This is a genomic window from Cryobacterium sp. AP27, assembly GCF_056680495.1.
In genome coordinates, this window is the sequence record NZ_CM155285.1 from 692,645 (window position 1) to 705,842 (window position 13,198).

Here is a 13,198-nt window from a genome sequence, read left to right on the forward strand (position 1 = left end):
TCCTAGTGGGATTCGTCTCCGGGTCGACCGTAGGCCTCCAGCAGCCGCAACCACACCTCGCTCAGTGTGGGATAGCTCGGCACCGCATGCCACAGGCGGCCGATCGGCACCTCGCCGACGACGGCGATCGTGGCCGACTGCAGCAGCTCCGCCACGTCCTGGCCCACAAACGTGGCGCCGATGATCACTTCGCGGTCCAGGTCCACAATGATGCGGGCCTTTCCCACGTAGCTGTCGGACAGTGTGCTGGCCCCGCCGAGCGCGGCGAGGTCATGGTCGAGGATACGCACCCGGTAGCCGGCCTTCACCGCTCCGGCCGCGGTGAGTCCGACGGATGCCACCTCCGGGTCGGTGAACGTCACCTGGGGTACCGCCGAGTGGTCGGCGGTTGCCACATGCGCGCCCCACGGTGCGTCCTGTACCGGGGTTCCGGCCGCCCGGGCCACGATCACATCGCCGGCGGCGCGGGCCTGATACTTGCCCTGGTGGGTGAGCAGTGCGCGGCGGTTCACGTCTCCCGTGGCGTAGAGCCAATCGCCGGCCAGTGCGGGCGACTCACCCTGCACGAGCATCGTGTCGTCGACCCTAAGCCAGTCGCCCGGTTCCAGGCCCACAACGGTCAGGCCGAGGTCACCGGTCACTGGCGTTCGCCCGGTGGCGACGAGTACCTGGGATGCCGTCACCGTGTCGCCGTTGACCAGGGTGAGTTCCACGTCTCCCGCGTCGGTGCGTCGAACGGAAGACGTCGTCGCCCCGACCAGGACTCTCGCGCCGCCGCGCTCGAGAGCCGTGGTGACGAGCGCGCCCGCGAACGGTTCCTGCCCGCCGAGGAGCTCGCCGCGGGCGATGACGGTCACGCGGGAACCGAGTGCGACGAAGGCCGTCGCCATCTCGGTGCCTACGGTGCCGCCCCCGATGATGGCGAGGCTGTCCGGCACCTTCTGAACGGAGGTGGCCTCACGGCTGGTCCAGGGCGTGACGTCGGCCAGACCGGAAACGTCGGGCAGGAGCGCGGCGGATCCGGTGCTGAGCACGACCGCGTGTGTGGCCGTGAGCACCGTCGTGGACCCGTCGGCGGCGGTCACGGTGACCTCCCGCAGGCCGCTCAGGCGACCGTGACCGCGCACGAGGGCGATGCCGGCGGTGTCGAGCCACTGCACCTGCCCCTCGTCGGACCAATTGCTGACAATCCCATCGCGTCGGCGCAGGGTCGCGGCCACATCGACCGTCGCGCGTGATCCGGCGGCGGGCTCGGTGACGCGTTCCGCCGCTCCGGAGACGCGCCGTGCGGCGGCTACGGCTGCCGCGCTTCTCAGCAGGGACTTGGAGGGCATGCACGCCCAGTACGAGCACTCGCCGCCGACGAGCGCGCCCTCGACGATCACGGTGCGGAGACCACCCTGGCTGGTGCGGTCGGCCACGTTTTCACCGACCGCACCACCGCCGATCACAATGACGTCGTAGGTGGCTTGGGTGGTGGAGGGGGCCATGTGTCTCCAAGAGTCAGAGGGACCCGGGAACACCTCCGGGTAGATGAAGCCTACCCGCGATGTGACCGGTGAACGAGTGCGTTACCGGCCTTCGAAGACGGCCGGTACGCGTGTCAGGAACGACTCCATGCCGATTCGCGCATCCTTTGTGGCCGCCAGGCGGGCCAGCTCCGGTTGCAGGTGCGCCTCGGCCGCGGCGTCGCCCGCGCGCACGGCCGTGCGCGCGTTGGCGAGGGTCGCCTGCACGGCGAGCGGGGCCTGCGCCGCCACCCGGTCGGCGATGGCGAGGGCACGTTCGAACTGCTGCCCGTCGGGCACGATCTCCTGTACCAGCCCGATCCGCAGGGCCTCCGTGGCGTCGAACATGTCGCCGGTGAGCAGCCAGCGCATGGCGTTGCCCCAGCCGATCGCGCGCGGCAGTCGAATGGTGGCCCCGCCGAACGGGAGGATTCCCCGGGACACCTCGATCTGGCCGAACACCGTCGACTCTGCGGCGACCGCGATGTCGCTCGCGAGGATCAGTTCAATGCCCAGGGTGAGGCAGGTGCCCTGAACGGCCATGACCACGGGCTTGCTGACCGAGTGCCCGTCGACCTGCCACGGGTTGACGCCGCCCTCCGGCACCATGTCGAGACCGTCCGCGCCGAGGCGGGGCCCCACATCGGCCAGGTCGAGTCCGGCCGTGAAATGGTCGCCGATCGCGTGCACGAGGCCCACGCGAAGCTCGGGATCACGGTCAAGCTCACCGTAGGCGAGCGACAGTTGCTGCAACAGGGCGAAGTCCGCGGCGTTTCGCTTCTCCGGGCGGTTGAATCCGATCAGCAGCACGTGGCCGCGGCGTTCGATCACGACGCGTTCCTGCTGTGCGGAGGGGGTGGGCGGGATTGTCTCGGTCACGAAGCCTCCATTGGCTGTGTCGGATGCGCCATCTGCGATGGGCGGGGAGGGGGCGGTGTCGGAAGGGAACGGGCCGACGGCCTGCGTCAGCGGGTCAGGGCGCCGATCACGCGCAGGATGCTGGGGAGGTCATCGGTGGCTTCCGCCGGCGAGGCCGGTGAGAAGCCGACGAGGCTCGCCCCGACCACCGGGAATGCCGCGCGAACCGCCGTGATGGCGGTCGTCAGCGCTGGGACGGTGAGCCCGAACGGCACGAGATCGGACAGTCCTCGCAGCGCGGACGGGTCCAGAACGTCGAGACCCACGTGCACGTAGACCGACCTCGCCCCGGTGGCCCGAATCGCGGCGACGAGGGCGTCGGCGGTAGCGAGCTGGTCAACGTCCACGGTCGTGAGGCGTCGTTCAGTGATGAGGTCGGCCTCTGCCGTGTCGACATCGCGGGTTCCCGCCAACACAATCCGATCAAAGGGAATGCGGGTTGCCTCGTCGAGGGCGATGTCCGGGTGACCCTCGCCCGCGATGGCGCGCAGCACCATCCCGCAGAACCCGCCGGACGGCGACGTGTCGGGGGTGTGCAGTTCCGGGCGCGCGCCAAACCACACGAGGGCAACGTCTCCCGGATGCTCGCGGCTCGCGTGCTCGACGGACGCGAGGGACACTCCGCAGTCGCCCCCGATGGTGAGCGCCCAGTCCGGTGCGGTGCGCAGCACGGTGCCCTGGCGTTCCCGCACCACCTGCAGGGACGAGAACCGGTGAATGCCGGTGTCCTGGGCGTCGCCGGCCTCGACGGGAACATCGACCTCGAGCGTGGCCGAGGCGGGCAGATCACCCTGAATTGCCGCGGCCCCGTCGACGAGGCGCATCGCGCGTGGGGAAACCGAACCCTGCCATTGTGGAACTACAACGAAAGTGGGAGCCATACCTCAGTATGGCCCCCCGGCCGCGGCGCGCGAAACGACGCCAGCCGCGAGCCGGCGCCGATGCGGCTACATGTCGCGGTAGCGAATGGCGGAGGCCAACGCGTTGCGCAGGTCGAAGAGGTCCAGGACGCGGCCATGGCCCGGGGTGTCACGCTGGATCCGCCACCCCTCTTCCAGCGGTCCGATGTCGATGCTGTCGAAGCCGAAGACATCGACGAGGGACGCTACGACCTCCCGGGAGGCGGGATCGTGCCCGGCCACGATGAGCGCCTTGCGTTCCGGTGACCCGGCCGGACGGCTCGCCGTGGTGAGTTCATCTGCCGGCACATGGTTGAAGGCCTTCACCACACGCGACTCGGGCAGGTGGGATTGCAGCAGCTCGGAGACCGTGGTGGTTTCCGTGTCGAGAGCCTCAATGTGCCCGTCCCGCTCCGGATAATAGTCGTTGGTGTCGATCACGATCTTCCCCGCCAACGCGTCGACCGGAATCGACGCCAGGGCGCTGAGCGGAATGGACACGACCACCACGTCTCCCGCCGCGGCCGCCTCCACCGGCGTGGCAGCCATTGCGTTCGAGCCAAGTTCGGCGACGAGCTCGGCGAGGCTGTCGGTACCGTCCGCGTTGCTCACGACGACCTTGTAGCCGTTGAAGGCGGCCAGGCGAGCCAGCTGCCTCCCCAGCTGCCCGGCACCGATGAATCCCAGAGTTGTCATGGTGGAATCAAATCATGATTCGGGCCCCGCCACCCGGTCAGCTCGTGATCGCCGTACTCGTTCCGGCCTTCAGCGCCGCGAGCCGGGCGTCGACTTCGGAGAGCTCACCGAGGTCCTCGAGGCTTTCGAACTGGGCATCGAGGCTCGACGCGGCCAGCTCGCTCGCCCCACGGACGCGGGCTTCTTCGCGGCGAATCTTGTCCTCAAACCGGCTGACCTCGCTCGTCGGATCGAGCAGGTCGATGCTCTTTACCGCGTCCATGACCTGCTTCTGGGCCGCAGCCGTCTTCGACCGGGCGACGAGTTCGTCGCGCTTGGAGGCGAGCTGCTTCAGCTTCTCCTTCATGGCGTTGAGGCCGCTCTTGAGCTGCTCGACAACGGCCGTCTGAGACTCGATCTGCGGTTCGGCCTGCTTGGCTTCCTTCTCGGAGGAGAGCTGACGGCCGAGGGCCACCTTGGCCAGGTTGTCGAATTTGTCGGCACCGACCGGATCCCCTGACGTGCGCAGCTGATCGGCCTTGCGGCTCGCGGCGAGGGCCTTGTTGCCCCACTCGCCGGCGGCCTCCACGTCTTCGCGGTAGTCGTCTTCCAGCAGCCTCAGGTTGCCGATTGTTTCGGCGATGGCGCTTTCTGCGTCTGCGATGCTGCTCGTGAAGTCCCGCACCATCTGGTCGAGCATGAGCTTGGGGTCCTCGGCCGAGTCCAGCAGGGCGTTGATGTTGGCCTTGGCCAGCTGCGAGATGCGGCCAAAGATGGACTGTTTCACCACGTTGGGGTCCTTTCGAAAGCGTTGCGGGGGGTCGGGCGTGACGAGCATCCGTCGTGCAGAGCCTACGACTCGTGTGTGAACCAGTCTAGGAAATCGATCCGAACAGCTACCCGATGGGTGTGCACCGCCGTCGTCAGATTGCCCTGTGTTACGACCCCGCTCGCGGCGCCCGGGGCCCGCGCGCACAATAGAGATCACACGAAACCCAACCGGATGCGGAGGCGACCATGACTGAACAGCTCACGACACAGATGTTCGCCGCACCGCGACTGTTCGTCATTGAGGTCACCGGAGACCGCCCCGATCGCCCCGAGTACCACGCCAAGGTGCAGGTGCTCAACGGACGCGTGGTTGACGACGGCATTTCCGGCGGGTGGCAGGTCACGCGCATCGCTGCGGCGGACACGACCCCGGCCGAGCTGTTGCGGGCCACTCGGGACGCCGACGCGATCGTGATCGTCGGTGGTGAGGACATCACCCCAAGCTTCTACGGCGCACGCCCCGACTACCAGGGCGAAACAGCGCACTACCGAGCCGCCGATGAGGGCCAGATCGCGCTGGTTCAGCGGGCGCTCGCCGCCAACACACCGCTGCTCGGCATTTGCCGGGGGTTGCAGATCATCAACGTCGCTCTCGGCGGCAACTTGGTGCAGCACATCGACGATGGTATTCACAAGAACGCGAACGCGCCGATCGACGAGATTCTCTCGACCCACGGCGTGACGCTCACGGCGCAGAGCCGTCTTGCCCGCGGGTTGGGAAACACCGAGATCCTGGTACAGAGCGCGCACCATCAGAGCGTGGGAGTGCTCGGTGCCGGCCTCGTGCCCGCCGCCGTCGCCCCCGACGGGCTTGTCGAGGCCCTCGAACACGCGACGGCACCCATCACCGGCGTGCAGTGGCACCCCGAGGCGCCCGGTGCTCCGGCCGACCAGCTGCCGCTTCTGCTCGAGGTGCTCCGCAGGAACGTTGTCTCGGCAGCTGACGCCGTTCCCGAGCTCGTCGCCGCGTAGCCTTCGAGGGCGTCCGCACAACGCCGGACGCCGCAGACGGATGCCCCGGGCGGCCGGGCAGGGCCCGCAGGGCATCCGTTTCGCGTGTGTGCTGCGGACTACTGCTCCACCATCGCGAATTCACCGCTCACAACCTTGGAGCGGTAGACGAAGATTTCCGTCTTGATCACGCGCGCCAGCAGGTACAGGCCGAGCACATTCGGGATCGCCATGGCAAAGATCATCGCATCGGAGAACGCGATGACCGGGCCGAGCGACAGCGACGATCCGATGACGATGAAGATGCAGAACACGATCTTGTACCCGAGTTCGGCACGCGGACTGTCCTTGAACAGGTAGCCGGTGGCCTTCATGCCGTAGTACGACCACGAGATCATGGTCGAGAACGCAAAGAGAACCACGGCGACGGCGAGCAGGATCGGGAACCAGGGTGCCACGGTGGCGAAGGCCGCCGACGTGGTTTCCACGCCGGGCGCGCTCGAGGTGTCGCTCCACGTCCCGGTGATGATAACCGCGAGCGCGGTCATTGTGCAGATCACCACGGTGTCGATGAAGGGCTCCAGCAGGGCAACGAAACCCTCGGTGGCGGGTTCTTCGGTCTTGACCGCGGAGTGCGCGATCGACGCGGAGCCGACGCCGGCTTCGTTCGAGAACGCGGCGCGCTGAAAGCCCTGGATGAGCACGCCAATGATGCCGCCGGCGATGCCTTCGGGGTTGAAGGCTCCGGCGAAGATCTGCCCGATGGCATCCGGGATTGCGGCGAAGTTGCCGAAGATGACCGCGAGGCATCCGAGGATGTACAGGACCGCCATGAGGGGCACGATCTTTTCGGTAACCCGGGCGATGGACTTGATACCGCCGATGATGACGGCACCCACGGCGAGGGCGAAAACCAGGCCGATGACGAAACGCCACTGGCCGAGGAGGCCATCGTCACCGCCGGTGACGTTGATGATCTGGCTCGTGGCCTGGTTGGCCTGGAACATGTTTCCGCCGCCGATGGAGCCGCCGATGCAGAACAGAGCGAAGAGCACGGCAAGAACCCGGCCGAGTTTGCGCTTGCCGAGAGCGGCGAGACCGTCACGCAGGTAGTACATCGGTCCGCCGGAGACCGAGCCGTCGGCGTGCTCAATGCGGTACTTCACGCCGAGGGTGCACTCCGCCATTTTGGTGCTCATGCTGAGGAAGCCGACGAGGATCATCCAGAACGTGGCGCCCGGGCCGCCGATCGACACGGCGACCGCCACTCCCGCGATGTTCCCGAGACCGACCGTGCCGGAAATCGCGGTCGTGAGAGCCTGGAAGTGCGAGACTTCACCGGCATCCTCTGGTTTGGAATAGCGTCCGCGCACCAGATCGAGGGCGTGCTTGACGCCGCGCACATTCTGGAATTTCAGGTAGATCGTGAAGAAGAGGGCGGCGATGACGAGCCACGCCACGATCAGGGGGATCTCCACATAGGCGATCGTCTCGGGGTCACCGATCTTGATCGAGTAGAAGATGATGCCGCTGATGAAGTCGGCAATGGGAGTGAACGCGCCGCTGATGGCCTCGTCGATGCCTGCGCGGATCACGGGACCACCGTCACCGGGGTCTTGGACATTTGAATGAGGCGCACGGGCGTGCTCCCGAAGAGAACCTGTTTGAGCCGGGAATCTCCGGTGCGGCCCACGATGATCTGCGATGCCGCCTGGCGCTCTGCGATCGATACAAGCTGGTCAGCCGGGCTTCCGTGCACAACGATTGAGGTGGGGGTGATCGAAAAATCATCGGCAACGGCCAGCGCCGGCCGCATGATTTGTTCCTCGGCTGCCGCGATCTCGCGGGCCTTGCTGGCCGAACGGTGCTCGTTCTCGTCCGGGCTCGTGAACGAGTACGGTGACCAGGGAATAACATGAACGATGTGCAGCACCGCCCCCGATTCGTCGGCGAGTCGACAGGCGAATGCCACGGCCCTTCGGCTGGATTCGCTTCCATCGATTCCCACAAGTAATGACGTCATTGTCTTCCCTTCGTTGGTTTTGTCTGAACAAAACCGCGTGGAGTTTTAGCCTAGGCGCAGAGGAGCCGGAACCCTACTATTGCGGGGCAACCGGATGTCGGCAGTTACGCACGGCGCAGGCCCATCGACGTGGTGATCGGCTCGCGCTGCCCACCCGAATGCACGATGTCTGCGCCGTCGACGGTGAGCTGGCTCGCATGGCAGCTCAGGGCGGCGGTGACCGTGTCGAGGTGTCTGTCGAGGGTGAACCATTCGTCGGCCTCGCCCGGATCGGCGACAATCTCGGCAAAGGGTGTGCCGGTGGCGTGGGTCACGGCGACGGCGACCTCGTGCATGCGCACATGGTCGGGGTGTCCGTAGCCGCCGCCGTTGTCGTAGCTGATCACGAGCGACGGGTGCAGATGGGACACCAGGGCAGTCACGTCGGCGGCGGTGTCGGCGGCTGCGGCGCGCACGAGGGAGGCAGTGTCGACGTCAGAGGCCGGACCGGCGAGGCCGGGACGAAGCCAAGTCATGCCCGAATCCCGGTATTGGCGCGGCGGCAGCCCGGGCACCCTGGCCGGGTACTCGCCGAGCCAGTACCGCTCGGTGAGCCCGAGGGCGTTCGCCGCGCGGTTCAGTTCGAGTTCGCGTTCGCGGGTGAGGGCATCCGTTCCCTCCAGGGCGGAGAGCGGCCCGGGCACGACTTCGCCGCGCTCGCCGCGGGTCGCCGTCAGCAGAAACACCCGGATGCCGCGGGCCACGAGTTCCGCCGCGAGCGCACCCGTGGTGATGGTCTCATCATCGGGATGCGCGTGCACGAGCAGAACGGAAGAGACCGTGTCGAGCAGGGTCATGCGATCGCGAGTTCGTGCCGGCAGCCCGCCGCCCCGGGGAGCACGAGCTGACGGTAGACCTCGAGCAGCTTCTGCGCCGACCGCGGCCAGTCGAGGTGCTCGGCGCGTTCGCGGGCCGACACGGATAGCTGCTGGGCGAATTCGTGGTCGGAGAGCAGATGAGAGATGTACTGGCCCCACACCGCAGGATCACGGGACTCGAGCACCACGCCGGTCGTGCCGTGCACGACGGCCTCGCGCAGGCCCCCGGTTCCGGCGGCGACGACGGGCACCCCGCTGGCGGCGGCTTCCAGGGCCACCAGCCCGTACGTTTCCGAATGTGAAGGGATGAGCACGGCACGCGCCTCGCGGAAGAGCACCGCGAGCTTCGCCCGGTTCTGGGGGCCGACGAAGCGCACGCCGTGTTCGATGTCGTGTCGCGCGGCGAGGGCGCGCAGCTCGTCGACGTAGCCGTCGAAGTCGCTCGAGGCGTCTCCGGCGATGATCAGTTCAGGTCGGATCGCCTCGGGCACGGCGGCGATGGCCTCAATGGCGAGGTCGAGTCCCTTGAGCGGCTGCAGCCGGGCCGCGACCAAAACATAACCGAGTCCGGGGCGGGCCGCGTGCTTCGTCGGTCGAAACAGGGTGCCGTCCACGCCCGGTTGCACCACCCGAATGCATTCCCGGATGCCGCCGAGCCGACGAACCACCGTGTCGGCCTCCGCTTCGCTGATCGCGACGATTGCGTCGGATTCCCGGGCCAGCCAGGCTTCCCCGGCCATACGGCCGGCGGACTCAGGTCGTTCGCCCTCCGAGAGTGGGGTCGACTCCTCGGCGGCGATGCTGTGGAAGCTCTGCACGTGCGGCGTGCGGCGTTCCTGGGCGAGGGGGAGGGCCGCCATGCCGGAGAACCAGTGATGAGAGTGGATGATGTCGTACGGGCCGAGGGCCGACATCCGCTGCCGAAAGGCGTCGATGAAGTCTTCGTGGTCGCCCTTGGGGACCGGCGCCGCCGGTCCGGCGTCGAGAAAACGAAGGGTGACACGGGGGTGCAGCTGTACCTTGCGCGCGATCTCCGGGGACGAACGCCGCGTGAGGATTTCCACGGTGTGGCCCGCGGCGGCGAGGGCCTCCGCCTGGTTACGCACGACAACGTTCATTCCGCCGGCATCGCCGGAACCCGGTTCGGCCCCCGGGGACGTGTGCAGGGAAACGAGGGCGATGCGGAGGGAGGTCGATACAGGAGGCACCATGGAATCTTAACGCACGCTTGCTCCCGCCCGCTGGGACCGGCTCGTGAAGGCCCCGTTCAGCTCTGTTGGGTATCGTGGCGGCCATGACGCATGCGCTTCGAACCCTCGACCCCCTCGACTTGCCCCAGGTGCTCACGCTCAACAACGCGGCGGTGCCTGCCGTCAACGCCCTGGACGCCGACGTGTTGGCGGAACTGGTGGCATCCGCGGCGCATTCGGTCGTCGTCACGACGGCGGACGACCCGGCAAACGTGCTCGGTTTCGTGATCACATTCACCCCGTCGGCGGACTACTCGAGTGAGAACTATCGCTGGTTCGAGGCCCGGTCGAGCGACTTCCTGTACGTGGACCGCATCGTCGTGGCGCCGACCGCGCGCAGCCAGGGCCTCGGCGAGGTTCTATACGGCTCGGTCTTTCAGGCTGCACGGGACGTTGACGCCGCCGAGGTGGTGTGCGAGGTCAACACATTCCCGCCCAATCCGCGGTCGCTTGCCTTTCATGCCCGTCTCGGTTTCACCGCCATCGGCGAACAATCCACGAAGGACGACACGGTTGTGGTCGCGTTGCTCGCGGCATCCGTCTCGTAGCTCCACCGGCCACCAGGCCGTGATACCGCTTCGCTTCAGCTGCGTTGACGCAGTGGCGGCCGGGGCTTCACTGGCGACTGGCTGACCAGCCGGATGGGTGTTCGGGTGAGATCGGCGGTCGCGGGTGGGATTAGCGAATAGTCCATGCCGGTTCCGGTGCCCACGCGGGTGATCTCCCAACCGTCGTTGTGCAACCGGAGGTGGTCTCGGGCGCAGAGCAGGATGCCGTCGTCGAGGTTGGTGAGTCCGCCGTCCGCGTGCCAGCCGTGCAGATGATGGGCTTCGGAGTAGCTCGGTGGTCGGTGGCAGCCGGGCCACCTGCAGCCTCGGTCCCGGAGTGCGAGGGCCGCGCGTTGCGCCTGCGTGAAGAGTCTCTGTTCCCGTCCCACGTCGAGCGCAGTGCCGTCCCGACTGAACAACACCGGTATGAAGCCGGCGTTGCAGATCGACCGGTCGATCGTGGTGATCGGTACCGCTCCCGGTGCTCCCTCGAGGAACCCGCTTGTCAGAACCAGTTCGCCCGAGGCGCCAAGCGAGGATGTCGGTGCCGGAGTATCTGTTGCAGTTACGACTAACTTGACCGATGGGCGAATGCGGCCGAACAGGGTGCCGGGGTCGGCGGCCGCGGCGACCTTGATCACCTCGATCAGTGCCTCGGCGGCGATCTGGTCCGTGGAGCGTGGGTCGTCGATGATGCGCCTGGCGCGTTCCTTCTCGCCCTTCTCCACAAACCGGGGGCCGCCGGTGCGGGGTCCGATGATCTGCAGCAGGAAGTCCGTGAAGTAGGCGCCGTTCTCCGGGTCCAGCTCGAAGGCGCCGTGCAACATACCGTCCGGCTTGTCCCACACCCGCAGGTACTGTCGGGCGCGCATGGCGTCGGCCCGGGACGCGACACCGGCGGCATCGATGGAGTCCCGGCACTGCCGGGCCGCCTTCGCGGCCTGGTCGGCGTTCCCGGTGCGGCACTGGGCGATGAGGGCGATGACCGCGTCGGCGAGCATCGCCTCCGTCACCCCGATGGCGGGTTCTCCGAGGCCTCGACGGATGGCGGTCGCGGATTCGGTGCTGAGGGTTCCATTGGTGACGGCGGCACCGAGCGGAGCGAACCACGGCACGTGCACCTCGACCGGCGGGGCCTCCGGGAACTCCCGCGCCAGCTCGTCGGCCTGCTCCTGCCGATCCCGGGCGGTTTCGGCCTCGGTGGCCATGGTGCCAGCCTCGATCAGGCGGCGGGTGTCGGCCCTGGTGCCGCCGCCACCGCCCAATGACTGCACATAGTCCTCTGCGGAGGCGTAGCCCTTCTTTCTGGCGAGGCCTTCCCGGCCGAGCTGCCAGTCGGAGCGGGCGGCGACGTTCGCCGCCGACAACGCGTAATACTTTCCGACCTCCCGCATGTGTCGGGCGATGGCCCGGTGGGTGTTCTCCGACTGATCATCGGAGAGCTCCGCGAACGACGCCGCGGATATGTTTGATCGGGCCAGCGACCCGGTCAAACCAGCGAAAACACCGTCAATGGTGGTTGTCATGAAATAAGTGTCACAGGCACCACTGACACTGACACTGACACTGGGCCGGGGCAGCCTGGAGCGATCGACATCCTGCTCGCCCCGGCCCTGCCCGGAATCGGGTCGAATACCCCCGACGCACCGGTTCACGGATGGTCGCTTGCGGTGGGGCCGTGGCGGTTCTAGATTGTGCGCATGACGGCCGAAGCGATCGTTCTCGAGGTTGATGGACCACACGGGCAACGCCAGGTGCGTCTGTCGAGCCCCAGTCGTGTGTTGTGGCCCGACCGCGGGCTGACCAAGCTGGATCTGGCACGTTACCTGATGGCGGTGGGGGAGCCGTTCGTGCGCGCGAACGGGGACCGGCCGGTGTCGTTGCAGCGGTTTCCGGCCGGCATCGACGGCGAGCAGTACTTCTCGAAGAACCCGCCCAAGGGAGCTCCCGACTACGTGCGCGCGGTGCCGGTGGTGTACCCGAGCGGGCGCTCGCATCCGCAGCTCGTGATCGACGAGCCCGCGACCGCCGTGTGGGCGGCGCAGATGAACACGATCGTGTTTCACCCGTGGGCGTCGCGCGCCGGGGATACCGACCATCCCGACGAGATGCGCATCGATCTGGACCCGCAGCCCGGCCGCGACTTCGATGACGCCGTGCCCGTGGCCGTTGAGCTGAGGTCGGTGCTCGCCGAGGCCGGGCTCGACGCATTCGTGAAGACATCCGGAAACCGTGGCCTGCACGTGTTCGCGCCCATCGAACCGACGCACGAATTTCTTGATGTGCGGCACGCCGTCATCGCCGCGGCGCGCGAGCTCGAACGCCGTCAGCCGAAAGCGGTGACCACCAACTGGTGGAAGGAGGAGCGCGGTGAGAAAATCTTCGTCGACTTCAACCAGGCCAACCGGGATCGCACCATGGCCGGCGCGTACAGCCCTCGTCCGCTCGCGCACGCGCCGGTGTCCTGCCCCGTCGAGTGGAGCGAACTAGGAAACATCGATCCTCGTAGCCTGACGCTGTCGAGCGTGCCCGATCGCTTGCGCACGAGCGGCGACCCCTGGGCGACAATGCACGAGCACCCGGGCACGATTGGCATGCTGCTGGAATGGTGGAAACGCGACCTTGAGGCGGGGTTCGGTGAACTTCCCTTCCCGCCCGACTTTCCCAAGATGCCGGGAGAACCGCCCCGGGTGCAACCGAGCCGTGCCCGCGGCTGACACTCGGCGATGCCCCGTGCG

General features: G+C 67.4%; 13 protein-coding genes. 3 read left to right on the plus strand and 10 right to left on the minus strand.

Annotated elements, in window-relative coordinates; translation table 11 throughout:
- Positions 1 to 2 precede the first annotated feature (2 nt).
- The 5 genes from AC1MB9_RS03180 to AC1MB9_RS03200 form a co-directional block, all read right to left on the minus strand.
- Entirely contained in the window at positions 3 to 1,490 is a 1,488-nt protein-coding gene (locus AC1MB9_RS03180; RefSeq protein ID WP_479963599.1) for a dihydrolipoyl dehydrogenase family protein, read from the minus strand.
- Positions 1,491 to 1,571: 81 nt separating this feature from the next.
- Positions 1,572 to 2,387: a crotonase/enoyl-CoA hydratase family protein gene (locus tag AC1MB9_RS03185; protein WP_479963600.1), complete on the minus strand. Its 816-nt coding sequence runs from the start codon at positions 2,385 to 2,387 to the stop codon at positions 1,572 to 1,574.
- An 86-nt stretch (positions 2,388 to 2,473) separates the two neighbouring features.
- Positions 2,474 to 3,250 carry an arginase family protein gene (locus AC1MB9_RS03190; protein ID WP_479963601.1) on the minus strand — a complete coding sequence of 259 codons (777 nt, stop codon included), beginning with the start codon at positions 3,248 to 3,250 and terminating at the stop codon, positions 2,474 to 2,476.
- Between the two features lie 123 nt (positions 3,251 to 3,373).
- The gene (locus AC1MB9_RS03195; protein WP_479963602.1) at positions 3,374 to 4,021 is read right to left on the minus strand and encodes an NADPH-dependent F420 reductase; all 648 of its coding nucleotides are present in this window, start codon (positions 4,019 to 4,021) and stop codon (positions 3,374 to 3,376) included.
- A 37-nt stretch (positions 4,022 to 4,058) separates the two neighbouring features.
- Positions 4,059 to 4,790 carry a PspA/IM30 family protein gene (locus tag AC1MB9_RS03200; protein ID WP_479963603.1) on the minus strand — a complete coding sequence of 244 codons (732 nt, stop codon included), beginning with the start codon at positions 4,788 to 4,790 and terminating at the stop codon, positions 4,059 to 4,061.
- A gap of 227 nt (positions 4,791 to 5,017) precedes the next feature.
- Between AC1MB9_RS03200 and AC1MB9_RS03205 the strand changes: the two genes are divergently transcribed.
- Entirely contained in the window at positions 5,018 to 5,803 is a 786-nt protein-coding gene (locus AC1MB9_RS03205) for a gamma-glutamyl-gamma-aminobutyrate hydrolase family protein (RefSeq protein ID WP_479963604.1), read from the plus strand.
- 98 nt (positions 5,804 to 5,901) lie between these two features.
- On the opposite strand, the gene AC1MB9_RS03210 is transcribed toward AC1MB9_RS03205, so the two are convergent.
- The 4 genes from AC1MB9_RS03210 to AC1MB9_RS03225 all read right to left on the minus strand — a co-directional run bounded on the left by AC1MB9_RS03210 (position 5,902) and on the right by AC1MB9_RS03225 (position 9,873).
- Positions 5,902 to 7,377 carry an alanine/glycine:cation symporter family protein gene (locus AC1MB9_RS03210; protein ID WP_479963605.1) on the minus strand — a complete coding sequence of 492 codons (1,476 nt, stop codon included), beginning with the start codon at positions 7,375 to 7,377 and terminating at the stop codon, positions 5,902 to 5,904.
- The gene (locus tag AC1MB9_RS03215; protein WP_479963606.1) at positions 7,374 to 7,805 is read right to left on the minus strand and encodes a universal stress protein; all 432 of its coding nucleotides are present in this window, start codon (positions 7,803 to 7,805) and stop codon (positions 7,374 to 7,376) included. Before AC1MB9_RS03215 ends, AC1MB9_RS03210 begins: the two co-directional genes overlap by 4 nt.
- A 104-nt stretch (positions 7,806 to 7,909) precedes the next feature.
- On the minus strand, positions 7,910 to 8,641 hold the full coding sequence (locus tag AC1MB9_RS03220; RefSeq protein WP_479963607.1) for a PIG-L family deacetylase: 732 nt from the start codon (positions 8,639 to 8,641) through the stop codon (positions 7,910 to 7,912).
- Complete coding sequence (locus AC1MB9_RS03225; RefSeq protein WP_479963608.1) at positions 8,638 to 9,873, minus strand: glycosyltransferase; 1,236 nt, start codon at positions 9,871 to 9,873, stop codon at positions 8,638 to 8,640. Before AC1MB9_RS03225 ends, AC1MB9_RS03220 begins: the two co-directional genes overlap by 4 nt.
- An 83-nt stretch (positions 9,874 to 9,956) precedes the next feature.
- Between AC1MB9_RS03225 and AC1MB9_RS03230 the strand changes: the two genes are divergently transcribed.
- On the plus strand, positions 9,957 to 10,460 hold the full coding sequence (locus AC1MB9_RS03230) for a GNAT family N-acetyltransferase (protein ID WP_479963609.1): 504 nt from the start codon (positions 9,957 to 9,959) through the stop codon (positions 10,458 to 10,460).
- Positions 10,461 to 10,495: 35 nt separating this feature from the next.
- Here AC1MB9_RS03230 and AC1MB9_RS03235 read toward each other — a convergent pair whose 3' ends face one another.
- On the minus strand, positions 10,496 to 11,986 hold the full coding sequence (locus tag AC1MB9_RS03235) for an HNH endonuclease signature motif containing protein (protein ID WP_479963610.1): 1,491 nt from the start codon (positions 11,984 to 11,986) through the stop codon (positions 10,496 to 10,498).
- 174 nt (positions 11,987 to 12,160) lie between these two features.
- Between AC1MB9_RS03235 and ligD the strand changes: the two genes are divergently transcribed.
- Positions 12,161 to 13,177, plus strand: a complete 1,017-nt coding sequence (gene ligD, locus AC1MB9_RS03240; RefSeq protein WP_479963611.1) for a non-homologous end-joining DNA ligase — start codon at positions 12,161 to 12,163, stop codon at positions 13,175 to 13,177.
- Positions 13,178 to 13,198 lie beyond the last annotated feature (21 nt).

Excerpts from the sequence above, each read along its gene's own strand:
- AC1MB9_RS03180 (WP_479963599.1), bottom strand. The coding sequence starts at position 1,490 with ATGGCCCCCTCCACCACCCAAGCCACCTACGACGTCATTGTGATCGGC.
- AC1MB9_RS03190 (WP_479963601.1), bottom strand. The coding sequence starts at position 3,250 with ATGCGCCTCGTCGACGGGGCCGCGGCAATTCAGGGTGATCTGCCCGCC.
- AC1MB9_RS03195 (WP_479963602.1), bottom strand. The coding sequence starts at position 4,021 with ATGACAACTCTGGGATTCATCGGTGCCGGGCAGCTGGGGAGGCAGCTG.
- AC1MB9_RS03205 (WP_479963604.1), top strand. The coding sequence starts at position 5,018 with ATGACTGAACAGCTCACGACACAGATGTTCGCCGCACCGCGACTGTTC.
- AC1MB9_RS03215 (WP_479963606.1), bottom strand. The coding sequence starts at position 7,805 with ATGACGTCATTACTTGTGGGAATCGATGGAAGCGAATCCAGCCGAAGG.
- AC1MB9_RS03220 (WP_479963607.1), bottom strand. The coding sequence starts at position 8,641 with ATGACCCTGCTCGACACGGTCTCTTCCGTTCTGCTCGTGCACGCGCAT.
- AC1MB9_RS03225 (WP_479963608.1), bottom strand. The coding sequence starts at position 9,873 with ATGGTGCCTCCTGTATCGACCTCCCTCCGCATCGCCCTCGTTTCCCTG.
- AC1MB9_RS03230 (WP_479963609.1), top strand. The coding sequence starts at position 9,957 with ATGACGCATGCGCTTCGAACCCTCGACCCCCTCGACTTGCCCCAGGTG.
- AC1MB9_RS03235 (WP_479963610.1), bottom strand. The coding sequence starts at position 11,986 with ATGACAACCACCATTGACGGTGTTTTCGCTGGTTTGACCGGGTCGCTG.
- ligD (WP_479963611.1), top strand. The coding sequence starts at position 12,161 with ATGACGGCCGAAGCGATCGTTCTCGAGGTTGATGGACCACACGGGCAA.